At 72.7% G+C, this 23,678-nt stretch carries 28 protein-coding genes and 2 tRNA genes; 19 read left to right on the forward strand and 11 right to left on the reverse strand.

Annotated elements, in window-relative coordinates; genetic code table 11:
- Positions 1-375: 375 nt before the first annotated feature.
- The gene (locus tag ACFOWE_RS28605; protein WP_377293258.1) at positions 376-693 is read right to left on the reverse strand and encodes a winged helix-turn-helix transcriptional regulator; all 318 of its coding nucleotides are present in this window, start codon (positions 691-693) and stop codon (positions 376-378) included.
- A gap of 152 nt (positions 694-845) precedes the next feature.
- Between ACFOWE_RS28605 and ACFOWE_RS28610 the strand changes: the two genes are divergently transcribed.
- On the forward strand, positions 846-1,247 hold the full coding sequence (locus ACFOWE_RS28610) for a YybH family protein (protein ID WP_377293260.1): 402 nt from the start codon (positions 846-848) through the stop codon (positions 1,245-1,247).
- Positions 1,248-1,389: 142 nt separating this feature from the next.
- Here ACFOWE_RS28610 and ACFOWE_RS28615 read toward each other — a convergent pair whose 3' ends face one another.
- Complete coding sequence (locus ACFOWE_RS28615; RefSeq protein WP_377293262.1) at positions 1,390-1,791, reverse strand: RidA family protein; 402 nt, start codon at positions 1,789-1,791, stop codon at positions 1,390-1,392.
- 198 nt (positions 1,792-1,989) lie between these two features.
- Positions 1,990-2,364 carry a hypothetical protein gene (locus tag ACFOWE_RS28620; protein ID WP_377293264.1) on the reverse strand — a complete coding sequence of 125 codons (375 nt, stop codon included), beginning with the start codon at positions 2,362-2,364 and terminating at the stop codon, positions 1,990-1,992.
- 58 nt (positions 2,365-2,422) lie between these two features.
- Between ACFOWE_RS28620 and ACFOWE_RS28625 the strand changes: the two genes are divergently transcribed.
- From ACFOWE_RS28625 to ACFOWE_RS28660, 8 genes are all read left to right on the forward strand, one after another.
- Positions 2,423-2,498 (forward strand) — tRNA-Thr (locus ACFOWE_RS28625).
- A gap of 200 nt (positions 2,499-2,698) precedes the next feature.
- A tRNA-Met gene (locus ACFOWE_RS28630) sits at positions 2,699-2,772 on the forward strand.
- A gap of 80 nt (positions 2,773-2,852) precedes the next feature.
- Entirely contained in the window at positions 2,853-3,017 is a 165-nt protein-coding gene (gene rpmG / locus ACFOWE_RS28635; protein WP_030921771.1) for a 50S ribosomal protein L33, read from the forward strand.
- Between the two features lie 483 nt (positions 3,018-3,500).
- A complete protein-coding gene (locus ACFOWE_RS28640) occupies positions 3,501-3,947 on the forward strand; it encodes a MaoC family dehydratase N-terminal domain-containing protein (RefSeq protein WP_377293266.1) in 447 nt (148 codons plus the stop codon).
- A complete protein-coding gene (locus ACFOWE_RS28645) occupies positions 3,947-4,375 on the forward strand; it encodes a MaoC family dehydratase (RefSeq protein WP_377293268.1) in 429 nt (142 codons plus the stop codon). Before ACFOWE_RS28640 ends, ACFOWE_RS28645 begins: the two co-directional genes overlap by 1 nt.
- 311 nt (positions 4,376-4,686) lie before the next feature.
- The gene (locus tag ACFOWE_RS28650) at positions 4,687-5,055 is read left to right on the forward strand and encodes a hypothetical protein (protein WP_377293270.1); all 369 of its coding nucleotides are present in this window, start codon (positions 4,687-4,689) and stop codon (positions 5,053-5,055) included.
- A gap of 328 nt (positions 5,056-5,383) precedes the next feature.
- The gene (locus ACFOWE_RS28655) at positions 5,384-6,433 is read left to right on the forward strand and encodes a UDP-N-acetylmuramate dehydrogenase (RefSeq protein WP_377293272.1); all 1,050 of its coding nucleotides are present in this window, start codon (positions 5,384-5,386) and stop codon (positions 6,431-6,433) included.
- A gap of 283 nt (positions 6,434-6,716) precedes the next feature.
- Positions 6,717-7,286: a TMEM165/GDT1 family protein gene (locus tag ACFOWE_RS28660; protein WP_377293274.1), complete on the forward strand. Its 570-nt coding sequence runs from the start codon at positions 6,717-6,719 to the stop codon at positions 7,284-7,286.
- A gap of 9 nt (positions 7,287-7,295) precedes the next feature.
- Here the strand turns inward: ACFOWE_RS28660 and ACFOWE_RS28665 are convergent, their stop codons facing one another.
- Positions 7,296-7,700, reverse strand: a complete 405-nt coding sequence (locus ACFOWE_RS28665) for an HGxxPAAW family protein (protein ID WP_377293275.1) — start codon at positions 7,698-7,700, stop codon at positions 7,296-7,298.
- Positions 7,701-7,794: 94 nt separating this feature from the next.
- Here ACFOWE_RS28665 and ACFOWE_RS28670 point away from each other — a divergent pair, with 94 nt between their 5' ends.
- Entirely contained in the window at positions 7,795-8,280 is a 486-nt protein-coding gene (locus ACFOWE_RS28670) for a MarR family winged helix-turn-helix transcriptional regulator (protein WP_377293277.1), read from the forward strand.
- Between the two features lie 199 nt (positions 8,281-8,479).
- On the opposite strand, the gene ACFOWE_RS28675 is transcribed toward ACFOWE_RS28670, so the two are convergent.
- Together ACFOWE_RS28675 and ACFOWE_RS28680 are read right to left on the reverse strand one after the other, a co-directional pair.
- Entirely contained in the window at positions 8,480-11,383 is a 2,904-nt protein-coding gene (locus ACFOWE_RS28675; RefSeq protein WP_377293279.1) for an AAA family ATPase, read from the reverse strand.
- Positions 11,384-11,514: 131 nt separating this feature from the next.
- Entirely contained in the window at positions 11,515-11,682 is a 168-nt protein-coding gene (locus ACFOWE_RS28680) for a hypothetical protein (RefSeq protein ID WP_377293281.1), read from the reverse strand.
- A 519-nt stretch (positions 11,683-12,201) separates the two neighbouring features.
- On the opposite strand from ACFOWE_RS28680, the gene ACFOWE_RS28685 reads away from it, so the two are divergent.
- From ACFOWE_RS28685 to ACFOWE_RS28705, 5 genes are all read left to right on the forward strand, one after another.
- Positions 12,202-13,203 carry an LLM class flavin-dependent oxidoreductase gene (locus ACFOWE_RS28685; protein ID WP_377293283.1) on the forward strand — a complete coding sequence of 334 codons (1,002 nt, stop codon included), beginning with the start codon at positions 12,202-12,204 and terminating at the stop codon, positions 13,201-13,203.
- Positions 13,204-13,479: 276 nt separating this feature from the next.
- Positions 13,480-14,418, forward strand: a complete 939-nt coding sequence (gene deoC / locus ACFOWE_RS28690; RefSeq protein WP_377293285.1) for a deoxyribose-phosphate aldolase — start codon at positions 13,480-13,482, stop codon at positions 14,416-14,418.
- 4 nt (positions 14,419-14,422) lie between these two features.
- Positions 14,423-15,847 carry an aldehyde dehydrogenase family protein gene (locus tag ACFOWE_RS28695; protein WP_377293287.1) on the forward strand — a complete coding sequence of 475 codons (1,425 nt, stop codon included), beginning with the start codon at positions 14,423-14,425 and terminating at the stop codon, positions 15,845-15,847.
- Entirely contained in the window at positions 15,840-16,052 is a 213-nt protein-coding gene (locus ACFOWE_RS28700; RefSeq protein WP_377293289.1) for a hypothetical protein, read from the forward strand. Before ACFOWE_RS28695 ends, ACFOWE_RS28700 begins: the two co-directional genes overlap by 8 nt.
- Complete coding sequence (locus ACFOWE_RS28705) at positions 16,045-17,049, forward strand: aldehyde dehydrogenase family protein (protein WP_377293291.1); 1,005 nt, start codon at positions 16,045-16,047, stop codon at positions 17,047-17,049. The genes ACFOWE_RS28700 and ACFOWE_RS28705 overlap by 8 nt, the downstream gene beginning before the upstream one ends.
- A gap of 126 nt (positions 17,050-17,175) precedes the next feature.
- Here ACFOWE_RS28705 and ACFOWE_RS28710 read toward each other — a convergent pair whose 3' ends face one another.
- The gene (locus ACFOWE_RS28710; RefSeq protein WP_377293293.1) at positions 17,176-18,387 is read right to left on the reverse strand and encodes an RNA polymerase sigma factor; all 1,212 of its coding nucleotides are present in this window, start codon (positions 18,385-18,387) and stop codon (positions 17,176-17,178) included.
- Positions 18,384-18,755, reverse strand: coding sequence for a YciI family protein (locus ACFOWE_RS28715; protein ID WP_377293295.1), 372 nt, complete (start codon positions 18,753-18,755; stop codon positions 18,384-18,386). Before ACFOWE_RS28715 ends, ACFOWE_RS28710 begins: the two co-directional genes overlap by 4 nt.
- A gap of 380 nt (positions 18,756-19,135) precedes the next feature.
- Between ACFOWE_RS28715 and ACFOWE_RS28720 the strand changes: the two genes are divergently transcribed.
- The 4 genes from ACFOWE_RS28720 to ACFOWE_RS28735 all read left to right on the forward strand — a co-directional run bounded on the left by ACFOWE_RS28720 (position 19,136) and on the right by ACFOWE_RS28735 (position 21,003).
- Positions 19,136-19,870, forward strand: a complete 735-nt coding sequence (locus ACFOWE_RS28720) for a class I SAM-dependent methyltransferase (protein ID WP_377293297.1) — start codon at positions 19,136-19,138, stop codon at positions 19,868-19,870.
- Positions 19,871-20,023: 153 nt separating this feature from the next.
- Positions 20,024-20,320: a nucleotidyltransferase family protein gene (locus ACFOWE_RS28725; protein ID WP_377293299.1), complete on the forward strand. Its 297-nt coding sequence runs from the start codon at positions 20,024-20,026 to the stop codon at positions 20,318-20,320.
- Between the two features lie 36 nt (positions 20,321-20,356).
- Entirely contained in the window at positions 20,357-20,593 is a 237-nt protein-coding gene (locus ACFOWE_RS28730) for a hypothetical protein (RefSeq protein ID WP_377293301.1), read from the forward strand.
- Complete coding sequence (locus tag ACFOWE_RS28735) at positions 20,593-21,003, forward strand: type II toxin-antitoxin system VapC family toxin (protein ID WP_377293303.1); 411 nt, start codon at positions 20,593-20,595, stop codon at positions 21,001-21,003. The genes ACFOWE_RS28730 and ACFOWE_RS28735 overlap by 1 nt, the downstream gene beginning before the upstream one ends.
- A gap of 23 nt (positions 21,004-21,026) precedes the next feature.
- Here ACFOWE_RS28735 and ACFOWE_RS28740 read toward each other — a convergent pair whose 3' ends face one another.
- From ACFOWE_RS28740 to ACFOWE_RS28750, 3 genes are read right to left on the reverse strand one after another with little or no spacing between them, the layout of a single operon-like run.
- Entirely contained in the window at positions 21,027-22,433 is a 1,407-nt protein-coding gene (locus tag ACFOWE_RS28740) for an amidase (RefSeq protein ID WP_377293305.1), read from the reverse strand.
- A 48-nt stretch (positions 22,434-22,481) separates the two neighbouring features.
- On the reverse strand, positions 22,482-22,664 hold the full coding sequence (locus tag ACFOWE_RS28745) for a hypothetical protein (protein ID WP_377293307.1): 183 nt from the start codon (positions 22,662-22,664) through the stop codon (positions 22,482-22,484).
- Positions 22,665-22,668: 4 nt separating this feature from the next.
- Entirely contained in the window at positions 22,669-23,532 is an 864-nt protein-coding gene (locus tag ACFOWE_RS28750; RefSeq protein ID WP_377293309.1) for an SPFH domain-containing protein, read from the reverse strand.
- Positions 23,533-23,678: the final 146 nt, after the last annotated feature.

A 23,678-nucleotide genomic window follows, 5' to 3' on the forward strand; every position in this document is an offset into this window, starting at 1 on the left:
GCGGGTCGCCCGCCGTGGGATGCGCGCGGGATGATTTTCCTCGGATACCTCCGGGGGAACGCCCGCCTTCAGACGTGCGAGGAGTCGGACCCCCGCGGAGTAGGGCGGGGACAGGCGTTTCGCCGCCGAGCGGACCTCCGTATCGGACGACCGAACGGTTCTCGGCTGATCGCTTGGTGCGATGTGAGGCATGGCACGGCTCGTGAAGCGGGCCTGCGAGCACCGCTTCCACCCGACCCCCGGCCAGGCCGAAGAGCTCGCCCGGACGTTCGCCGGGCGTTCGGCTGCGTCCGCCACGTCTGCGACAGGCCGGAGGATCCGGATACGACGGTCGTCGTCGACCGCCGTTCCTGAGTGCGCTCGTCGAGGGGGCGGCTAGCGGGTTCCGGCCGGAGGGGGCGGCCGGTGCTGCGCGCCCCAGTCCCACAGGGCCTGCAGGACGGGGCCGAGGCGGCGCCCGTGTGCGGTGAGCGTGTAGCGGACCCGGGGCGGCCAGCCGGGCTGGCGATGGCGATGGCGATGGCGATCGAGTACACCGGCTTCCGTCAGGTGCGCCAGCCGATCGGACAGGACCTTGTCCGACAGCGCGGGCAGGGCATGGCGGAGCTCGGTGAAAGTGCGGTCGCCCTGCAGGAATTCGCGGATCACCAGGGTCGTCCAACGGCCGTGCAGGGCCGAGAGGGCGATCTCCACCGGGCAGGAGGGGGTGGGTTCGGTGACGTTCGCGCGAGGGTCGTCGGGCAGGCCCGGACGGGCTGGGTGACCAACCGTTTGGTGAGTCACGAGGGCGCCTCCTAGCGTTGCCGCGTCTGACTGTTTTCTATCCGCTGAGAGGGTGCACATCGATGATGCGGCAGCTTGCCGAACGTCCCGAGGACGTGCCCGCGGTGTTCGCCGAGCGGTTCAACACCGGTGACGCGGAGGCGGTGGCGGAAGTCTACGAGAGCGGGGCGGTGTTCGTCCCGGAGCCGGGCTCACCGCTGACCGGGCAGGAGGCCCGTGCCGCCAACGAGCGGTTCCTGGGTCTCGGGCTGCCGATCACCGTCCGGCCGCGACACGTCTACACGGCGGGCGACATCGCCTTGCTGATCGTCGACTGGGTCATCGACGGCACGGATCGGAACGGCCTCCCCGTGCACATCGAGGGCACCGCCACCGATGTCGCCCGGCGTGGGCACGATGGGCGCTGGCGGTACGCCGTCGACAATCCTTTCGGTGTGAGAGCGGGAACCGGCGGCCGACCATGAGCCGCGTCGATGGATGCGCCGTGCGGCACACGCCGAATGATCGGGTGGCTCGTGGCGGCGGGGGCCTGCGTCCGTGCCGGGCGGGTCCCGGTCCGGCACGGCGATGGCGGGCTCGGCCGGGCGGGTCCCGGTCGTCCCCGGTTCAGGCGGGGACGGCGGCGACCGCCTCGACCTCGATCAGGATGTCGGGCCGGAACAGGCCGGCGACCTGGACGAGCGAGCTGGTCGGGGGCCGCTCCGTGTCGACGAACTCGTCGCGTACGGCCCGCACGACGGGCAGCGCCGAGGTGTCCACGACGTAGATCGTGAGCTTGAAGACGTCGCCCCAGGTGGCGCCGGCCGCTTCGAGCGCGGTGCCGACGTTCCGCATGGCCAGGCGGGTCTGGGCCTCCCAGTCGCCCGCGGGGGCGGGTGTGCCGTCCGCGTCGATCGGGACCTGCCCGGAGGTCCAGACGAGCCGGCTGCCCGGCGGGACACTTGCGACGTGGCTGTAGCCGTTGGCCGGCGGGAGTTCCGGTGATGCGCCGAACCCGATGTGCTGCATGGGGCCTTCTTCCGTGGTGGCGGCGGTGCGGCCGTGGATCGTACCCGAGGGTTCCGCTCGTGGGCCGTGCGGGGACTCGCGGGCTGCGCGGGAGGGGTTCGCTCCGGGAGGGGCGCCGGGCTCGGTGCTCCCGTCGCGGCTCACGGATCGGGGCCGGGGACCGGCGAGGTGGGGAGTGCCGGGACCGGCCGGGGGCGCTCAGCGGTCGAGCGCCTCCCACAGGACGGCGAACTCCTCGGCGGTCAGCCGGTTCAGGCCGAAGTCGTCCGGGAAGAGCGGACCCTCGGCCAGGAAGCCGTGCTCGTCCTCCAGGTGGCGCCAGGAGTAGCGGCGGGGGAGGCCGTCCCCGCCGAGCTCGGCGTGTCTGACCGGCCAGTACTCGCCGCCGTCGTCGATGACCGTCTCGAACAGCCAGACGTGGCCGCCGGCGTCCGTCCCGTGCCAGTACAGTCGGGGGCGGTCGCTCTCGTCGAGCGCCCGGATCGCCTGTCTGCGCTGCTCCTGCACCGGTCGTCTCCCCTCGGTCGGGTTGCCGGTGACCAGTCTGCCGGGCTCCGGGAGCGGATTTCGCATCGCGCCGTCCGGGCGTGTATGGTTACACCTGTCCGCAGCGCGAGAGCGAAGCAGACAGGCCCCTATAGCTCAGTCGGCAGAGCGTCTCCATGGTAAGGAGAAGGTCAACGGTTCGATTCCGTTTGGGGGCTCCACAGCCTGACGCCCTGGCCATCCGGTTGGGGCTTTTGGCTTGGGTGGGCCTGTTGCGGCCACCCGGAGATGCGTAAGGTCCCCGGCACGGGGGCGGGCACATCGGGACAACCTCCCGATAGTCGCCCCGACCTGCACAGGTGCGCGGTCGCTCCGTGAATCGGGTATCCTTGCGAGGGCAGCCGACCCCCGTCGGCTCCAAGGCGGAGTAGCTCAGTCAGGCAGAGCAAACGGCTCATAATCGTTGTGTCGCCGGTTCAAGTCCGGCCTCCGCTACTACCCTCCCGGACCTCCTTCCCAGCGAAGGGGCTCCGGCGTGGGTCGTCCCAGTCCCGAACGTAGAAAGGCACTCCCACGTGGCTGCCACCGACGTTAGGCCGAAGATCACGCTGGCCTGCCAGGAGTGCAAGCACCGCAACTACATCACGCGGAAGAACCGGCGTAACGACCCGGACCGGCTTGAGCTCAAGAAGTACTGCCCGAACTGCAAGACGCACCAGGCGCACCGCGAGACCCGCTAGTCTCGGCGAGCCTCCCGCTTCGCGTGGCTCGCGACGGGAGAAGAGCACTTCCGCAGCGCTCAGCGCAGCTCAACATATTCGTTGCCGAACCGGCGCCCTCCCTTCGAGGGCGCCGGTTCGTCGTATGGGGGCCCGGTCCATCGGGCCTCCGCGGGTGATGGCCGGCGGGGTCTTTCGCGGGTGTCCGTGGGTGAGGGTCTGTGGGAACCTCCATGGGTGTCCGTGGGTGAGGGCCTGTGGGGGGCCTCTTCGGTCTGGGAGGAGGGCCGCTCCTGGCCGGCGCGGGTGGGAGCCGACGCGGGTGCCCGGATGTGGGCCTTTGTCGTCTCCGTACAGGTTTTCCGGGCAGGTGTTGACCACGCTCCGCACCCGGAGGGGACCTGGTCCGGGCTACGGTTTCCTGGTGAGCGGGACGGGACCGGTTTCCCGAACCTTGTTCTGTTAGTGTCGGCCTCACCAGCTCGAATTCCGTAAAGGAGCACGATGGCTCTGAACCGTGATTTCGTCGGGCGGGCTTCCGAGCCCTCAGCGCCCTACGAGGTCAGTCGAGTGAAGATCAGAGAGTTCGCGGCGGCGATCGGCGACAACAGCCCGATCTACCGGGACAGGGAGGCCGCCCAGGCCGCCGGCCACCCGGACGTCGTGGCCCCGCCCACCTTCCCCATCGTGTTCAGCCTGGCGGGCGGGTCGCTCCTGGCCGACCCCGATCTCGGCCTGAACTTCGCGATGGTCGTCCACGGCGAGCAGCGCTTCCAGTACCAGCGGCCGATCTACGCCGGCGACGAGCTGGTCAGCGTCTCGACGGTGACCGACATCCGCAGCGTCGGCCGCAACGAGTTCATCACCGTGCGGAGCGACGTCACGACCGTCGGGGGCGAGCCCGTGTGCACGACCTACAACACCATCGTCGAGCGTGGAGGTGCGGGCTGATGGCCGCGACGGTCAAGTACGACGACGTCGAGGTCGGGCAGGAGATCCCGGCCGTGGACTACCCGGTGCGCCGCGCCAGCCTGGTGATGTACGCCGGGGCCTCGGGGGACTTCAACCCCATCCACTGGAACGAGCGCTTCGCGAAGACGGTCGGGCTGCCCGACGTCATCGCGCACGGCATGTTCACCATGGCCCAGGGCGGCCGCTTCGTCACCGACTGGGCCGGCGACCCGGCCGCGGTCGTCGACTACGGCGTGCGCTTCTCCTCCATGGTGGTCGTCCCTGACGACGACAAGGGCGCCGTCATCACGGTGAGCGGCGTCATCGAGGAGAAGCTCGAGGACAAGCGCGTGCTGGTCGCTCTGACCGCCCTCTGCGACGGCTCCCGGGTGCTCTCCAAGGCGCGCGCGGTGGTCCAGCTCTCCTGAGCCGCCTCCGAGGGCCGGCCCTCGCGAGCCCTCCGCTTCCCGGGTCCGGCTCTCCCGGCGCTGTCATCTCCGGAGGTTCATGCGGTGCTCCCGGTTCTTCCGGCGCTGTCATCTCCGGAGGTTCATGCGGTGCTCCCGGTTCTTCCGGCGCTGTCATCTCCGGAGGTTCATGCGGTGCTCCCGGTTCTTCCGGAGCCGTCATCTCCGGAGGTCCACGCGGCGGTCCGTCTCTCCTGGCCCCGTCTCCGCCGGGAAGCCCGTCCGGGCCGGGGAATGAGCATCTTCCCCCGGCCCGTGGGTAGGCGTCCGGCATGGACGAAACACCACGTCATGTCAGTGAACGGGCCGAGGAGAGGGCTGGTGAGCGGGTCCACGACCGGCCCGTCGAAGAAGTGTCGGAGGCCGCGCGGCGGACCGGCGCCCCCGAGCGGGTCGACCCGCCCGGCGCCAAGCTGCTCGCCGACGAGGAGGCGTACCCGGAGCAGTCGCCCGAGGGCGCCGAGCTCGTCGGCCGGGAGGGCGACAACGAACTGGAGGGCAACGCCGAGCGCATGGTCGCCTCCCAGCGGCTGTGGGACGGGAGCCTGTCGGTGTCGCGGCTGGACGAGGCCATGCCGCAGGGACAGGACGAGGACCCGGCGGGGTCTCCGAAACCGGAAGGGCGCGGCGGCACGCGGTGAGCTTCCGGCCCGTCGCACGTCACCCGTCGCAGTGGTCCGCCGTAGGCGATCCGTGCCGGTGGCCGTGCCGTCGGTCGGCCGTAGGGGGCCCGTGCCGGTGGTCCGCCGTAGGCGATGCGTACCCGTGATCTGCCGTACGCGGCCCACGCCGGGCTCGCCCGTACGTGACCCGCGCCGGTGGTCCCGTCCGTACGCGCCGGTCCCGGCGGGCGAGCACGTGACGGTTCGGCCGTGCCGGGTTCAGTCGTGTCCAGGAGGGCCGTGTCCGGGATTACCGGCGCCGCATAGGCTGGGGCGCGTATTTTGTCGGGTCTGCTGGGGATGGGGCATGGCTGAGCGGGTCGCAGGGGTACGGCTGGCGCCGTACACGACGTTGGGGCTGGGCGGTCCGGCGCGGGCGTTCGTGGAGGCGGGGTCGGCCGAGGAACTCGTCGAACTGGTCGCGGAGGCCGACCGGGCGGGTGAGCCGGTGCTCGTGCTCGGCGGCGGGAGCAACCTGGTCGTCTCCGACGAGGGCTTCGACGGGCTGGTGGTGCGCGTCGCGTCGCGCGGCGTCGAGTCCGACGGCGACCTGGTCACCGCGGAGGCCGGGGAGGACTGGGACGCGCTGGTCGAGCGGGCCGTGGCGGAGGGGCGGTCCGGGATCGAGTGCCTGTCGGGCATCCCCGGGCAGGTCGGTTCCACGCCCATCCAGAACGTCGGCGCCTACGGGCAGGACGTCTCGCAGACGATCACCTCCGTCCGGGTCTACGACCGCACGGCCCGCCGGGTGCGCGACCTGACCGCGGCCGAGTGCGCCTTCGCCTACCGGCACAGCGTCTTCAAGCGGGAGCCCGGCCGGCACGTCGTGCTGGCGGTCACCTACGCCCTGCCGAGGGCGGGCGGGGACGGCGGGCTCTCCGGTCCGGTCGCCTATCGCGAGCTGGCACTGCGGCTCGGCGTCGAGCAGGGGGAGCGGGTGCCGCTCGCCGAGGCCCGGCGGGCGGTCCTGGCGCTGCGCGCGGGCAAGGGCATGGTCCTCGACCCCGCCGACCCGGACACCCGGAGCGCGGGCTCGTTCTTCACCAACCCGGTGCTGGACGCCGGGCAGGCGGCCGAGCTGGAACTGCGCGCCCCGGGCTTCCCCCGCTGGGACATGCCCGGCGGGGCGGTGAAGGTCCCCGCCGCCTGGCTGATCGAGAACGCCGGGTTCCCCAAGGGCTACCGGCGCGGCCCGGCCAGGATCTCCACCAAGCACACCCTCGCCCTGACCAACCCGGAGCTGGCGGCCCGTACGGAGGACCTCCTCGACCTGGCCAGGGAGGTCCGGGACGGGGTGCACGAGAAGTTCGGTGTGACGCTCGTCAACGAGCCCGTCCTCGTCGGGACCCGTCTCTGATCCCTCCCCGCGGCGGTCGTCCCCGATCGTGCGGAGGCGGGAATGAGCAGCAGGGCAGGGGTGTTAGGGTCTGGTGGAAACACCCGAGGGGGAGTAGTCCCAATCGCGTGATCGACACACTGGCGCCCTGCGGGCGCCCGGTCACGCGGGCCTGGCATCCACAGGCGGACGAGACCTTCGGCCTGGCAGGCATACCGAAAAGGTGCCGCCGGGCCGGAGCGTGCCCGAAACCCCCGGGTGCACCCCTTCCGGCCCGGTCGCACGCGCGTGAAGGGCGACCCCGTTGGAAGCGTTCTGGCTCAGTCTTGCTGTCATCTTCGTGGCCGAGCTCGGCGACAAGAGTCAGCTCATGGCGATGACCTTCGCCACCCGGTTCAGGCCGTGGCCGGTCCTGGCCGGCATCACCCTGGCCACCACGGTGGTCCACCTCGTCAGCGTCGCCCTGGGCGGGCTGGCCGGTGATTTCCTCCCCACCACCGCCATCACGATCGTGGCGGGCATCGCCTTCCTCGGCTTCGCCCTGTGGACGCTCCGCGGGGACGAGCTGACCGAGGAGGAGGCGGGCAAGGCCAGGCGCACCACCCGGTCGGCGCTCATCGCGGTGACCGTGGCCTTCTTCCTGGCCGAGCTGGGTGACAAGACCATGCTCGCCACCATCACCCTGGCCACCCAGCACGACTGGGTCGGCACCTGGATCGGCTCGACGGTCGGCATGGTCGCCGCCGACGCGCTGGCCATCGCGGTCGGCCTCATGCTCGGCAAGAACCTGCCGGAGAAGGTCGTGCGGTACGGCGCCGCCGCCGCGTTCGCGGTCTTCGGCGTGCTCCTGCTCGCCGAGCCGGTGCTGGCCTGACCGGTGCTCTCACCCGGAGGATGTGAGGAGGGCCGCGGTGGCCTCGCGGGTGTCCCGGGCCGCTCCGGCCTCCTGTCCGGTCCGCCGCCCGGCCTCCTGTCCGGTCCCGTGCCGGGCCCGCCGCCCGGCCAGCCGGCAGCCGAGGCAGCCGGCGTGCGCCGTCATGGGATCGCGCACCCGCCAGTCCCGCTCCTGCGACGGCCGGGGCCCGCTCGGCTTCCCCCAGCCCATCAGGTGCAGCACCCAGGTGGTCAGCCCGGCGGCGGCGATGACGCCGGTCCCCAGCCAGACGCCGGGGAGCCAGGCAGCGCAGATGGAGGCGCCCACCGCGGCGGAGCCGGTGACGGCCAGGGCGCACCCGGTCCAGCCCGCCACCGTGTGGCCAAGGTCGTAGTCGCCGTGCACGCCGCTCATGACCGCTCTCCTCGGTGGACCCGGCTCTCCCGGGGTAGGGTGGAAGAAGACTTATCTCACGTACTAAATATCTTAGATTCTAAGGAGAATGTCAGTGGAGGGCAAGTCCCGCCCCGCCGCGTCACCCGCCCAGGCGCTGGCCGGCATGGACCGGCTCATCGCGCTGGGCATCGTCGGGCAGAACGAGATCGCCCAGCGGCTGGGCCTGAACGCCACCGACCTCACCTGCCTGGCCCACATCTGGGACGCCGGGGACGAACCCCTGACCGCCGGCGCCCTCGCGGAGAAGGCGAACCTGACCACCGGCGCCATCACCGGCGTCGTCAACCGCCTCGAACGGGCCGGTTACGCGCACCGGCAGGCCGACCCAGCGGACCGCCGCCGCATCCGGATCATCGCCGACGCCTCCGCCGCGGCCCGCGTCGTCGCGGTCTACCAGCCCTTCTACGACCGGCTCGGCGAGCTGTTCGCCGACTACTCGCCCGATGAGATCGCCGTGCTGGCCGACTGGTTCACCCGGGCCGCCGAGGCGATGCGGACCTCCATCGAGGAGATCCGCCGGGGCGACACCCCGGCCTGACCCGCCGGTCCCCGGCCGGCGGCCCGGCCCCGGATCCGCTCTCCGGCGTCCGCGCCCGGATCCGCTCTCCGGCGTCCGCGCCCGGATCCGCTCTCCGGCGTCCGCGCCCGGATCCGCTCTCCGGAGTCCGCCCTCGGGAGCGACGCGGACCGACGCGGACCGACGGGAGAACGACCGGCCGGGACCGCCGGGGAGGGCCTCAGCCGATCAGGGCGAGGCGGTGGGCGGCCGCGGCGGCCTCGCCGCGGGTGGACACACCGAGCTTGGCCAGGATGTTCGAGACGTGCACGCTCACCGTCTTGGCCGAGATGAACAGCTCGGCGGCGATGTCCCGGTTCGAGCGTCCCAGGGCGACGAGACGGAGCACCTCCTGCTCGCGCGGGGTGAGCGCCGGGACACCGTCCCCGGCCGGGTCCCCGGTCCTGCCCGCGGCGCCGTTCTCCCGGGCTCCCTCCGGCGCGTCCTGGGCGAGCACCGCGCCGATCCGGCGGGCCAGGGACTCGATCTCGGCCACCAGGGGCCGGGCGCCCACCCGCACCGCGACCGGGTGAGCCGCGCGGAGCCGTACGGCGGCGCCCTCGCGGTCGCCCGAGGCGGCCGCGGCCCGGGCCGCCCGGAGCAGCGCCGCGGCCCGGCGGAAGGGGCGGTCGATCCGGTCCCAGGCGGCGGCCGCGGCGTCGTGGTCGCCGTCGAAGCAGAGCCGGTAGGCCTCGGCGACCGGGCCGTCCGCGGTCATCGCGGCGACGGCCTCCTCGACCCGGCGGCGCAGCGCCGCGGCCCGCTCCGGGGCGACCGGTGCGGCTGCCTCGCACGCCTCGGCGATCTGGGCGACCAGCCGCCAGCCCAGCTCGGACTTGTTCAGGACGCGCGCCTCCAGCGTCATCCGCCCGGCCACCTCCAGCGCGGCCTCCGGCGCGCCCTCCAGCAGGTGGAGGCGGATGGCGAGGCAGGTGTTGGCGACCGCCTCCTGGGTGAACTCCTCCTGCTCGGGACAGGGACCGAACATCGCCAGCACGGACCTGAGCACCTCGATCTCGCCGCGCGCGGCGGCGACCTCCGCGCGGGTCCGGCTCAGGTGGTGCCGGTCGCGGATGGAGGGGTCCTTGGCCAGCTCCCGCTCGGTCACCTCGGCGGCCTCCTCGAAGCGGCCCAGCGCCTCCAGCGCCTCGGCGCGGTTGCCGGCGATGAAGGCGCCCTGGGTGCGGTGCCGGCCGTACTCCTTGGCCAGCCGCTCGCCCTCCAGCGCCAGCTCGACGGCCTCGGCCGAGCGGCCCAGGTTGTTCAGCGCGTCCACGGTGTTGGCCAGGGCGCGCAGCACGATCCGGCCGGAGTGCAGCCGCCTGCCGATCTCCAGCGCGACCTCGTTGGCCTCGAGCATGAGCAGGGAGCGGCCGGCGGTCGAGTGGCCCACCCCGAGATTGAGCAGCAGGTCGGCCTCCAGGCACTCGTCGCCGTGGGCGCGGGCGATGGCCAGGGCCTCCTCGGTGAGCGCCGTCCCCTCGTCCACCTCGTTGCGGAAAATCAGGTACGAGCCGAGCCTGGCCAGCACGCGGGCGCGGGCCAGGCTCCCGGTGGGCGCCAGCCGCTCGGCGTGGCGCAGGTCGTCGAGCGCCCCGGGGCGCCGCTTGCCCAGCTTCAGCTGCGAGAGCCGTACGACCAGCTCGGCGACCCGCTCCGGCTCGGCCTCCTCGTCCAGCTCGGCGAGGGCCGCCTTGGTGAACTTCACGCCGCGGTCGTACTCCCCGCAGGCGTGCGCGGCCTCCGAGGCCTGCTCCAGCACCGTGGTGTGGTCCGCGCCGATCCGGGCGGCGGCGTCTGGCACCTTGCTCCACAGCGCGAGCACCCGCTCCAGCAGCTGCACCTTCTCGTTGTAGGCGAAGGTCCGGGCGGCCTCCTGCGCGGCCTCCCAGGCCGAGACCAGGGCCCACACGTCGTCGCGGGCGGAGTACCAGTGGTGGGCGATCTCGATGGCGGCCCGGCCGGGCGGGACCAGCGTGCGGTCGCGCCCGATCTCCTCGGCGAAGCGGGCGTGCAGCCGCACGTGCTCGCCGGGCAGGAGCTCGTCGTGGACGGCCTCGCGGATCAGGGCGTGCCGGAAGGCGTAGGCGCGGCCGTCGGCGACCTGGACCACGTTGGCCGCGACGGCGGGCCGGATGGCGTCCTCCAGCTCCACGCCGGACAGGCCGGTGACGGCGGCGAGCAGGTCGTGGCCGACCCGGATGCCGCCCGCGGCGGCCACGCGCAGCACACGCTGGGTCTCGTCCGGGAGCTGCTCGACGGAGCTGATGATCAGGTCGTGCAGGGAGTCGGGGAGGGAGCCGCCGCCGCACTCCATGAGGGCCTCGACGAAGAGCGGGATGCCCTCGCTGCGCCGGTGGACCTCCAGCACCCGGGCGAACTCCGGGGCGGCGCCGAGGATGCCGGCCATCTGCGCGGCGACCTCGTCCTGGGTGAGCCGGGGCAGGTCCATCCGAAGGACCCCGTCCATCCGGCCCAGCTCGGCCAGGACCGGCCGGAGCGGGTGCTGGCGGTGCAGGTCGTCGGAGCGGTAGGTGAGGACCATCAGCACCGGCGCGGTGCACAGGTTGCGGCTGAGGAAGGCGATCAGGTCGCGGCTGGACCGGTCGGCCCAGTGGATGTCCTCGATGAGGAGGATGACGGGGCGCTGCTCGGCCAGGCGCTCCAGCAGGGTCAGGATCTGCTCGAAGAGCCGGGCGCGCGCGGTGTCGCTCTCGGTGTCGCCGCCGGGCTCGCCGAACTCGGGCAGCAGCCGGGCCAGGTCGCGGGCCGCGCCCTCCGGCAGCAGTGCCGCGACCTCGTCGGCCCCGCGCTCGCGGACCAGCTGGCGGATCGCCGCGGTGAAGGGGGCGTAGGCGAGGCCCTCGGCGGACAGCTCGACGCAGCCGCCGGTCAGCACGAGCGCGCCGTCGCGGGCGGCCAGCTCGGCGAAGCAGGTGACCAGCCGGCTCTTGCCGACCCCGGCCTCTCCGCCGAGCAGCACGGCGGACGCGGTCTTCCCCCGTGCCCGGGTGAACGCCTCGTCCAGGTCGGCGAGTTCGTTCTCCCGCCCCACGAAGACGGGGCTCACCGTCCGACCCATCATGTTTTCCAGCATGTCATGCCTTCTGCATTCGTTCCTCCTTTTATCCGAGCCCGTGCGGGCCCAGCGGGGAGGCTACGGAGGCTGAGAGGCCCGGCCGCGGTGGGGAATGCGGCCGGGCTCTCGTGCGGGCGTCATGCGGAGACGGTCTTGCCGAAGAGGCGCAGCGCGCGGCGGCGCTCGCCCCCGGAGCGGATCTTCCGTACGGCCTCGGCCGCGCGGGCCAGGCGGTACTCGGTGGCCTCGGCGATGAACTCGTCATGGCGGCTGGTCATCATCTGGAGGTGGAGCTCGGGACCCATGTCGGGTTCCTCCTTGGGTGGTGTCGATTCCCTTACACACTCAAGATTCGGCCTAAGGCCCCCGGTGCCACATCGGACGGATGCCTTATCTCCGGCGTCGATTCGTCCTACGAATGCTTAGGGCCTGCCCCGGCGTGCCCTAAGGCGGCCCGTCCCGGCCCCGGCCGGAGGTCTGAGGCGGTCCCGGTCCGGCTGGCCGTTCCCCTCCGGGACCCGTCCTGAGCAGCCCGTTCCCGCCCGGCCGGGCGTCTGAGGCACCTCTCTCCGCCATCTGAGGCACCCCCGGCCGGGCGTCTGAGGCGCCTCCGTCCGCCGTCTGAGGCAGCCCGGTCGAAATAACCGGAGGGCCGCCGTGGTTGCACAGCGTGCACCGCGGCGACGCCTCCCGGCCGGGTGCGCGCCCCTGTCCGGCTCCGCCGGAGCGCCGCTCCGGGCCCGCCGAACGGCCGGACCCTCCGGACCGCGTCCGCCCAGGGACGTCCCGCAGAGAACGCCTCGTCAGAGAAAGGCCCGCCCGCCATGGCGCTTCCCCGCCCCCTCCCGCTCTCCATCCTCGACCTGGCCCACATCGGCGACGGGGAGACGGCGGCCGACAGCTTCGACGCCAGCGTGGCGCTGGCCCGGCGCGCCGAGGAGCTGGGCTACCTGCGGGTCTGGTACGCCGAGCACCACAACATGGACACCATCGCCTCCTCGGCGACCAGCGTGCTCATCGCGCACGTGGCCGCGCACACCCGGACGATCCGCCTGGGCGCCGGCGGCGTCATGCTGCCCAACCACTCCCCGCTGACCATCGCCGAGCAGTTCGGGACCCTCGAGACGCTGCACCCGGGCCGCATCGACCTCGGTCTCGGCCGGGCGCCGGGCAGCGACCAGCAGACCATGCGGGCGCTGCGCCGCGGTCCCGCCTCCGCGGACGCCTTCCCGGAGGACGTCCTGGAGCTGCAGGGGTACCTGACCGGCGAGACCCGCATCCCGGGCGTGAACGCCACCCCCGGCAGGGGCACGGACGTGCCGCTGTACATCCTCGGCTCCTCGCTGTTCGGGGCGAAGCTCGCCGCCGCGCTCGGGCTCCCGTACGCCTTCGCCTCCCACTTCGCCCCGGACGCGCTCGAGGAGGCCGTCGCCCTCTACCGGCGGGAGTTCAGGCCCTCCGCGCAGCTCGACCGGCCGTACGTCATCGCCGGGGTCAACGTCATCGCCGCGGACACCGCCCAGGAGGCGCAGGAGCAGTTCCTGGACGCCAAGCGCAAGCGGGTGAGCCTGCTGCTCGGCCGGGGCCGGACGTTCACGCCGGAGGAGGCGGACATGGTCCTGGAGTCCCCGGCCGGGCGCCAGCTGCTGAACATGGCCCGCTACTCCGCCGTCGGGACCCCGGCGGAGGTGGAGGAGTACCTCGGCCGCTTCGCCGGGCACGCCCAGGCCGACGAGCTGATCGTGGTCTCCATGGCCCCGGACAGGAAGGCCTGGCTGCGCTCCGTCGAGCTGCTGGCCGACGTCCACGGGCTGACCGCGGCCTGAGGCCGTACGGCCCGCGGGCCGGTCCTGGCGGAACGTGCCGCGCACCCGCCGGTCGCCGTGCCGTACGGACTGCGGGCCGGTCCTGGCGGCGTGTGCCGCACGCCCGCGGGCCGGTCGCCGTGCCGTACGTCCGCGGGCGGTTCTTGGACCCGCCATGACCGTCTCCGGCGCTCCCCCGCCGAACTCGGCGAATGTTCACAAAAAGTCGTTACCGGCCTCAGCCGCGTCCGGTTTGGAACTCACCATCCGAGTCGGCATGCTGGAGTGGTGTCAACTGTGACTACTTCGCTCGCTGACGTGGCCTCGTCCGGTGCCACGCTGCGAGCCTTCCTGCACGGCCTGCCCGGCGTCGACCGGGTGGGCGCGGACCAGCGAGCCGCCATGCTCGGCACCCGGTCGATCAAGACCACCGCCAAGGCGGAGGCGATCGACCTGGCCATCCGCATGGTGGACCTGACGACCCTGGAGGGCGCGGACACGCCCGGCAAGGTCCGCGCGATGTGCGCCAAGGCCGTACACCCCGATCCGAGCGACCCGTCCGTGCCGAAGACGGCCGCGGTCTGCGTCTATCCCGACATGGTCGGCCAGGCGGTGGACGCGCTCGCCGGCTCCGGCGTGAAGGTGGCCAGCGTCGCCACCGCGTTCCCGAGCGGGCGCTCCTCCCTGGAGGTCAAGGTCGCCGACACCGCGCTCGCGGTGGCCGCCGGCGCCGACGAGATCGACATGGTGATCGACCGCGGCGCGTTCCTGTCCGGCGACTACCTGAAGGTCCACGAGGAGATCGTCGCCGTCAAGGCCGCCTGCGGCCCGGCGCACCTGAAGGTCATCCTCGAGACCGGGGAGCTCGCGACCTACGACAACGTACGGCGTGCGTCCTGGCTGGCGATGCTGGCCGGCGCCGACTTCATCAAGACGTCCACCGGGAAGATCCAGCCCGCGGCGACCCCGCCGGTCACGCTCATCATGCTGGAGGCGGTCCGAGACTTCCTCGCGGTGACCGGGCGCAAGGTCGGCGTCAAGCCCGCCGGGGGCATCCGCACCACCAAGGACGCGATCAAGATGCTCGTCATGGTCAACGAGACCGTCGGCGAGGGCTGGCTCGATCCCGACTGGTTCCGCCTGGGCGCCTCGTCCCTCCTCAACGACCTGCTGATGCAGCGCCAGAAGATGGCGACCGGCCGGTACGCGGGCCCCGACTACTTCACCCTGGACTGAGGCGATGTTCGAATACGCACCGGCACCCGAGTCCCGCGACGTCGTCGACATCCAGCCGTCCTACGGCCTGTTCATCGACGGCGAGTTCACCGACGGGTCGGGCGCCCCCATCAAGACCGTCAACCCCGCGACCGAGGAGACGCTGGCCGAGGTGGCCACGGCCACGGACGCGGACGTCGACCGCGCCGTGCGGGCCGCCCGCAAGGCGTTCGGCACCTGGTCGGCGCTGCCCGGCTCCGAGCGGGCCAAGTACCTGTTCCGGATCGCCCGCATCATCCAGGAGCGCTCGCGCGAGCTGGCGGTGCTGGAGACGCTGGACAACGGCAAGCCGATCCGCGAGTCGCGCGACGTGGACCTGCCGCTGGTCGCGGCGCACTTCTTCTACTACGCGGGCTGGGCGGACAAGCTCGCCCACGCCGGCTACGGCCCCGACCCCAGGCCGCTGGGCGTGGCCGGGCAGGTCATCCCGTGGAACTTCCCGCTGCTCATGCTCGCGTGGAAGGTCGCCCCGGCGCTGGCCTGCGGCAACACGGTCGTGCTCAAGCCCGCCGAGACGACGCCGCTGAGCGCGCTGCTCTTCGCGGACATCTGCCGGCAGGCCGAGCTCCCGCCCGGCGTGGTGAACATCGTCACCGGCGCGGGGGAGACCGGCGCGGCCGTGGTGAACCACCCGGACGTCGACAAGGTCGCCTTCACCGGCTCCACCGAGGTCGGCCGGCTCATCGCGCGCTCGGTCGCGGGCACCGGCAAGAAGCTCACCCTGGAGCTGGGCGGCAAGGCCGCCAACATCGTCTTCGACGACGCCGCGATCGACCAGGCCGTCGAGGGCATCGTCGACGGCATCTTCTTCAACCAGGGCCACGTCTGCTGCGCCGGCTCGCGGCTGCTGGTCCAGGAGTCGGTCGCCGGCGACCTGCTGGAGGCGCTCAAGACCCGTCTCGGCAGGCTCCGGCTGGGCGACCCGATGGACAAGAACACCGACATCGGCGCGATCAACTCCGAGGTGCAGCTCGCCCGGGTCCGGGAGCTGTCCGACATCGGAGAGGCCGAGGGCGCCGAGCGCTGGTCGCCGCCGTGCGAGCTGCCGTCCCGGGGCTTCTGGTTCCCGCCGACGATCTTCACCGGTGTCGCGCAGTCGCACCGGATCGCCCGGGACGAGGTCTTCGGCCCGGTCCTGGCCATGCTGACCTTCCGCACCCCGGCCGAGGCCGTGGAGAAGGCCAACAACACCCCGTACGGCCTGTCGGCCGGCGTCTGGACGGAGAAGGGCTCGCGCATCCTGTGGATGGCCGACCGGCTCCGCGCGGGCGTGGTGTGGGCCAACACCTTCAACAAGTTCGACCCCACCTCCCCGTTCGGCGGGTACAAGGAGTCCGGCTACGGCCGCGAGGGCGGGCGGCACGGGTTGGAGGCCTATCTCGATGTGTGAGCACCAGAGTTCGGGCCGCACCTCCCGGGTCCGCAGGGCCCGCCGGGCGCAGAGCACCCGGGGGCACGGCTACGCCAGGGTCGGCCGTCCGGAGCCGCGGGGCTGGTTCGCCCACCGGTGCGGCGTGAGCCGCTGCGGCCAGGTCTTCGTGCCGGTACGGCTGGCACAGCAGCAGAGCACGTGGAGGGGGCGCGGAAATGACTGAGGCGGAGCAGCCGGGCAAGCCGGCGGCCGACGAGAAGCAGGCCGGGCGCCGGGCCGTCAGGCCCGGCCGGGCGCGTACCGGAGAGGACCGGCCCGCCGCGCCGGCGGCCGCACCGGCCGGCGCGCAGACCGGCGGGAACGGGCGGTCGCCCCTGCGGCTGGACGTGCGCAAGACGTACAAGCTGTACATCGGCGGGGCGTTCCCGCGGTCGGAGAGCGGAAGGTCCTACGCGGTGACCTCCTCGACAGGTGAGTTCCTGGCCAACGCCTCGAAGGCCTCCCGCAAGGACGCCCGCGAGGCGGTCGTCGCGGCCCGCAAGGCCTTCGGCGGCTGGTCGGGCGCGACGGCCTACAACCGGGGCCAGATCCTCTACCGGATCGCCGAGATGCTCCAGGGCCGCCGGGCGCAGTTCGCCGCCGAGCTGGCCGACGCGGGCACGGAGCGGCCCGAGGAGGTCGTGGACGCGGCGATCGACCGGCTCGTCTGGTACGCGGGGTGGTCGGACAAGATCGCCTCGGTGGCGGGGGCGGCCAACCCGGTCGCCGGGCCGTACTTCAACCTCTCCTCGCCGGAGCCGACCGGCGTGGTCGCGGTGGTCGCGCCGGACGAGCCGCTGCTGGGGCTCGTCTCGGTGATCGCCCCGGTGATCGTCACCGGGAACACGTGCGTGGTGGTCGCCGGTGAGCGGGCGCCGCTCCCGTCGATCACGCTGGCGGAGGTGCTCGCCACCTCCGACCTGCCCGGCGGCGTGGTGAACATCCTCACCGGCTCGGTGAAGGAGCTCGCGCCCTGGCTGGCCGCGCACATGGACGTCAACGCCGTCGACCTGACCGGCGTGGCCGACGAGGAGCTGGCGGTCGCGTGCGAGCAGGCCGCGGCGGAGAACCTCAAGCGGGTGCTCCGCCCGGCGGCGGCCGACTGGTACGCCGACCCCGGCACCCGGCGCATGACGGCCTTCCTGGAGACCAAGACCGTCTGGCACCCCACCGGCGTCTGACGGGCCTGTGCCGACGGACCGGCCCGGCCGGGGAGTTCGCTTCCCCGGCCGGGCCGGTCCTGTCAGAGCCGGGAGGTGACCGTCAGAGCCGGGAGGCGGCGTGAGCGCCGGTTCCCCGGCGTCCGCTCAGGTCCTCACCCGGCCGGCCCGGGACTCCAGGTAGCGCCGCTCGGCGAGGCTGGCGGTGGCCTTCGCGGCGCGCCGGTAGTGCTCGTGCGCCCCGGCCGGGTCGCCCGCCTTCTCCAGCAGGTGCGCCCGTACGGACAGCAGCCGGTGGTGCCCGGCCATCCGCTCGTCGCCGTCCAGGGTGGCCAGCAGGGCCAGCCCGGCCGGTGGGCCCTCGGTCTCGGCGAGCGCGACCGCCCGGTTGAGGGTGACCATCGGGTTGGGCGCGATCCGTTCCAGGATCAGGTAGAGGGCGTGCACCTGCCGCCAGTCGGTCTCCTCGGCCGTGGCCGCGTCGGCGTGCGTGGCGGCGATGGCGGCCTGCAGCAGGTACGGCCCCAGCGCCGGACGGGCCAGTGCCTCCTTGACCAGTGCGGTGCCCTCGTCGATCAGCGCGCGGTCCCATTTCGCGCGGTCCTGCTCGTCCAGCGGCACCAGGTCGCCCGCCGCCGTCGTGCGGGCCTCCCTGCGGGCGTGGGTCAGCAGCATCAGCGCGAGCAGCCCGGTCACCTCACTGCCCCCGGGCAGTTGTGCGTGCACCATCCTGGTCAGCCGGATCGCCTCGCGGGCGAGGTCGGCGCGGTGCAGCTCGCCGCCCGAGGTGGCGGTGTAGCCCTCGTTGAAGATCAGGTAGAGCACGTGCAGGACGACCCGGAGCCGTTCGTCGAGCTCCGCGCCGCGCGGCAGGCCGAACGAGCCGCCGGCGGCCTTGATGCGCTGCTTGGCCCGGCTGATCCTGGCCGCCATCGTGGCCTCCGGCACCAGGAACGCGCGGGCGATCTCGGCGGTGGTCAGACCACCGACCGCGCGCAGCGTCAGCGCGGTCTGGGAGGCCGGCGTCAGCGCCGGGTGGCAGCACAGGAACAGCAGGACGAGGCTGTCGTCGGTGTCCGGCACGTCCTCGGGCGCCGCCTCGGCGGCCGTTGCCGCCTCCCGCTCGCGGCGTGCGTGGTCGCTGCGCACCTGGTCGATGAGGCGCCGGGAGGCGACGGTGATCAGCCAGCCCCGGGGGTTGCCCGGCACGCCCTCGGCCGGCCACTGCACGGCGGCGGCGAGGACGGCCTCCTGCACGGCGTCCTCGCACTCCTCGAACCGGCCGTTCCGGCGTGTCAACGCGCCGAGGACCTGCGGCGTGAGTTCACGCAGCAGGTCCTCGATGGCCTGTGTCGTCATGCCTCCAATTGTCCGGCAGCGAACATCACCTGGCGCACCTCGATGCCCAGGCCCTCGATCGCGGCGTCCGGGATCCGCGCCGCCAGCTCGATCGCCCGATCCCTGTCCTCGCAGTCGATCAGGTAGAAGCCGCCCAGGTACTCCTTGGCCTCCAGGAAGGGGCCGTCGGTCACGACCGGCTGGCCGTTGCGCACGGACACCACGGCGGCCTGCGACGGGTCGGCCAGCGCCTGCGTGGTGATCAGCTCTCCGGACTCCCTCAGCTCCTCGATGAACCTGCCGTGGCCGTCGCCGATCGCCGCCCTCTCCTCGTCGGTCAGCGCGTCCAGCACAGCGGGGTTGATGTGCATGCTGATCAGGAACTGCATCTCGTGCTCCTCGTGGTCCACGGGCCCCGGAGCGGGCCCTTCAACAGGTCGGTCGGATCCGCCGCCGCCGTCTTGACATCCACCGCCGGAACTCTCGCACGGATCTCCTCTCGCACGGATCTCCTCTCGCACGGATCTCCTCCCGCACCGATGCCGAGCCGGCCGTGCCGATCCTGACGATGCGCCCGGCGGCCCGGACGCCCCGGCCGGGCTCCCCGGCCGCGAGGCGGCCCGTCCGCAGCGCCGCCGGGGCCGGCGTCGTGGTCGTCGCAGTGGTCGTCGCAGTGGTCGTCGCAGTGGTCGTCACAGTGACCGTCACAGTGACCGTCACAGCGGAACGCGGCTTGACCGCCGCGGGGCGCCCTGAGGAGACTGCCGCTGTGATCTTCGCCGACGCGGACGCCGCCGCCCTCTACGACCTGATGTATCCGTGGGATCCCGAGCGCCATCCCGGCGACGCCTTCTACGACGGCCTGGTGACGGCCGCCGGCGCCGTGCTGGACGTGGGGTGCGGGACGGGGAGCATGCTGCACCGGGCGCGCGAGCGCGGGCACACCGGGCGGCTCGCCGGCCTCGACCCGGACCGGGCGGCGCTGGAGCGGGCCCGGCGGCGCACCGACGTCGAGTGGGTCGAGGGCGTCGCCGCGGACGCGGCCTGGGACCGGGAGTTCGACCTGGCGGTCATGGCGAGCAACGCCTTCCAGTGCCTGGTGGACGATGACGGGCTGCGCGCCTCGCTCGCCGCGATCCGGGCGGCGCTCCGCGACGGCGGCCTGTTCGCCTTCGAGACGCGTCACCCGCAGGCGCGTGCCTGGGAGGACTGGACCCCGGAGAACGCGGCCGAGGTCGTGGACGTCGCCGGCCGCGCGCTCCGGGTGGAGCACCGGGTCGAGTCGGTGGCCGGGGACGTCGTGACGTTCACCGAGACGGTCAAAGACCCGGACGGCGCCGTCCTGCGGGTCGACCGGACGAGCCTGCGCTTCCTGGACGCGCCCGAGCTGCGGGCGTTCCTGACCGGGGCCGGGTTCGCGGTCGAGGCCCAGTACGGCGATTGGCACCGCGGGCCGGTCACCGGCGAGAGCCGGATCATCGTCACCCTCGCCCGCCGCGCCTGAGCCGGGGGTGGTCGAGCGGTTCGGGACCGTTCTTCCAAGGGTGGGCGGTGTCCCTCCGGGTGAGCCGAGTGCGGTACGCAGCCAGGAGGAAGGACGGAGTCAGGGCCGTGCGGCGGGTGGAGCGGCATGGCAGCATGGGAATCGGGAGGCGACATGAGTGTTGACTTCACGACCATCCGCCCGCAGCTCATCAGACTGTGCCGGAAGTACGGCATCGCGGAGCTGGCGGTCTTCGGCTCCGTCGCCCGTGGCGAGGACCGCCCGGACAGCGACGTCGACTTCCTCTATGTCCTCAGGCCCGGCAACGACATCGGACTCGAGTTCTTCGGGTTCCAGGAGGAGCTGGAGGAGCTGCTCGGCCGGAAGGTCGATGTGGTCTCCAAGGAAGGGCTCCACTGGGTCATCCGCGACGAAGTCCTCGGCGAAGCCCAGGTGCTCTACGCAGCGTGATGTCCGGTGACCGGTGGACATCGTAAACTCGTCTTCATGAGCGCGGCACCGGAAGAGTACGACGACCTCCATCGCCTGGTCGACCGCTTGACGCTGAAGCAGGTTCGGGCCCTGCGGGCCGTCGCGTTGGAACTCGTCGAGAACGAACCGTCGCCTTCCGCCGAATCGGGTGGCCGGCGCGGTCGGCTCTCGTTCGCAGGGATCATCGAGGACGAACCGGACAGCGCGCAGCGGGTTGAGGAGATCCTGCGCGGACGGTTCGGGAACGGCTGATGCTGGTCTGCGACACCGGACCCCTGTATGCGGTGATGAACCGGAAAGACCAGGATCATGACCGTTGCCTGGAGCTTCTCGAGGCGCATCCAGGGCCGCTGGTCGTTCCGGGCCCTGTGCTGGCTGAGGTGTGCTGGCTGCTGGAGTCACGGGTGGGACCGGTTGCCGAGGCAGGCTTCCTCCAGGCCGTCGTGGACGGTGAACTGATGATGGAACCGCTGACCACCGCGGACGTCGCGCGTATGAAGGCGCTGGTGGTGAAGTACGCCGACTTCCCGCTGGGTGCGGTGGATGCGGCCGTGATCGCGGTGGCCGAGCGATTGGGAGTGCAGAAGATCGCGACCATCGACCACCGGCATTTCAGAGCCGTCAGGAACAACCGGGGCGGGTACTTCACGCTGGTGCCGTAGACCGCGGGCACCTCGCGCCGTCGTCAGCCGGTGGGGGCGTGGCGGGGCCAGGGGCGGGCGGCCTCCAGCTGGGCGGCGAGGGTGAGGAGCTGGGCCTCGCCGCCGGGGGCCGCGACGAGCTGCACGCCGATGGGCAGGCCGGTGGAGTGCGTGCCGTACGGGACGGTCATGGCGGGCCAGCCGGCGAGGTTCCAGGCGGCGGTGGCGGGGGCGTAGGTCAGGTTGGCGCGGGCGTTGGCCAGCAGGCCGCGCTCGCCCCAGCGGCGGGCGGGCGGCGGGACCGCCGCCAGCGCGGGGGTGACGAGCACGTCGGCGTTGCCGAACCACTGGTCGGCGCCGTTGGCCCGCCAGCGGTCGCGGCCCCTGGCCCCGTCCATCCCGATCGCGCGCAGCATCTTCCCGGTCCGGGCCAGGGCCTTCGTGCGCCGCTCCAGCCGGTGCCGGTCGAGCTCCGCGGCGTCCTCGCGGGCGCACGCGAACCAGGCGGCGACCGCGGCGGAGCCGAGCCAGAGGGGCATCCGGGCACCGTGCTCCACGACCGTGTGCCCGGCCTCGCCGAGCGCGCGGGCGGCGTCGGTGACCGCCTTCTGGAACTCGGGGTCCACCGCGAACCCGGGCGGGAGCGGCCGGGGCGCGACGGCGACGCGGAGCCGGACCGGCTCGGACGGGACCAGCCCGCCCGGGTAGTCGTCGATCTCCTCGTCCACCGGGAGGGACTCGGTCTCGCCGGGAGTGGCCAGCGACATGTCGCCGGCCATCACGGCCAGGGCGAGGGCGAGGTCGGCGACCGTCGTGGCGAGCGGGCCGTTCTCCGACATGCCGTGCCAGTGGTGCTCCGGCGGGGGGACGAGCCCGAGGCCGGGCTTGATCGTGACGAGGCCGCAGCAGGCGGCCGGGATGCGGAGCGAGCCGAGCCCGTCGTTGCCGTGGGCGATCGGCACCATGCCGGCCGCCACGGCGGCGGCGCTCCCGCCCGAGGAGCCGCCGGGCGTGCGGGACGGGTCCCAGGGGTTGCGCGCCGTGCCGTACACGCTGTCGGAGAAGCCGGCCAGGCAGAGCTCCGGCACGTTGGTGAGGCCGACGACCACCGCGCCCGCCGCGCGCAGGCGCGCCACCACGGGGTGGTCGTCGAGGGCGGGGGTGTCCGGGGTGGCGGCCGAGCCGTTGCGGAGGGCCTCGCCGCGGACCGCGACGTTGTCCTTGACCGCCACCGGCACCCCGGCGAGCGGCAGCTCCGCCAGGTCCGGGCGCTCCTGCACGGCACGGGCCTCGGCGAGCGCCGCCTCGGCCCGGACCGTGCGGAACGCCCCCACGCGCCCGTCGCGCTCGGCGATCACGGCGAGGTGCTCCTCGACGACCTGCGGAGCGGTGGCCCTGCCCTGCCGTACGGCCTGTGCGATCTCCGTTGCGGACCTACCCACCCACGACATGTACCGAGTGTCGTCCCATGGGCACTCGTAGGGGAAGTGCCCTGTGTCTCAATCGGATGACGTGTCCTGGGGCGGGTCCTTGCGCGGTGTGCGGCCCGCTTCCTTGAGCGCCAGGCGCAGCGCGTACTCGATCTGGGCGTTGATGCTGCGCAGGTCGTCGGCCGCCCACCTGGCGATCGCCTCGTAGACGGCCGGATCGAGCCTGAGGAGGAGCTTCTTGCGCTCTGGCATGGTGTCAGGAGTAGAGGCTGCCGGCGTTGACCACCGGCTGGGTCGCCCGGTCGCCGCAGAGGACGACCAGCAGGTTGGAGACCATCTGCGCCTTGCGCTCCTCGTCCAGGTCCACCACGCCCTCCTCGGCCAGCTTCGTCAGTGCGAGCCGTACCATGCCCACGGCGCCGGACACGATGTGCGTGCGGGCCGCGACGACCTGGGCCGCCTGCTGGCGGACCAGCATCGCCTGGGCGATCTCCGGAGCATAGGCCAGATGGGTGATGCGCGCCTCCAGGACCTCCACACCGGCCAGCTCGGTGCGCTCGCGCAGCTCGGTGGTGAGCTCCCCGGCGACCTCGGCGCCGTCGCGCAGGCTGGTGCGGCCCTCCTCGTGGGCGTCGTAGGGGTGGCTGGTGGCGAGGTGGCGCACCGCCGCCTCGGACTGGATGGCGACGTACTCCTCGTAGTCGTCGACGGAGAAGGCGGCCTTGGCGGTGTCGGTGACCTTGTAGACGACGACCGCGGCGATCTCCACCGGGTTGCCGTCGGCGTCGTTGACCTTGAGCTTGGCCGTCTCGAAGTTGCGGACCCTCAGGGTGACGTGCTGCTTGGTGGTGAACGGCAGGACCCACTGGAATCCCGTGTCCTTCACCGTGCCGACGTAGCGGCCGAGGAACTGCACGACCTTCGCCTCGTTGGGGTTGACCACCGTGAAGCCGCTGAGCAGGACGATCGCGGCGATGCCCCACGGGCCCGCGGTGGCGAACAGCGCCACGACCGATTCGGTCCAGCCGGCCGCCACCACGACCGCGGCCAGGGCCGCGGCGAGCACCAGCATGACGGCCAGGACGAGGAAGCCGTTGATCCGGAATGCGGGTCGTTCCATGGATCCACCTCTGCTATCGGGAGACTATCGAAGTGATATCACTAAGATAGCCCATGAAGCGGCCGTGCGCGTACCCCCGTACGGCGGTCGGCCGCGTGGACCGGGCTCCAAGTGAGTTTCAAGTCGGGCACGGCACACTGGCGGGC

It is taken from the genome of Planomonospora corallina (genome assembly GCF_042650625.1).
GTDB classification, from domain to species: Bacteria; Actinomycetota; Actinomycetes; order Streptosporangiales; family Streptosporangiaceae; genus Planomonospora_B; species Planomonospora_B corallina.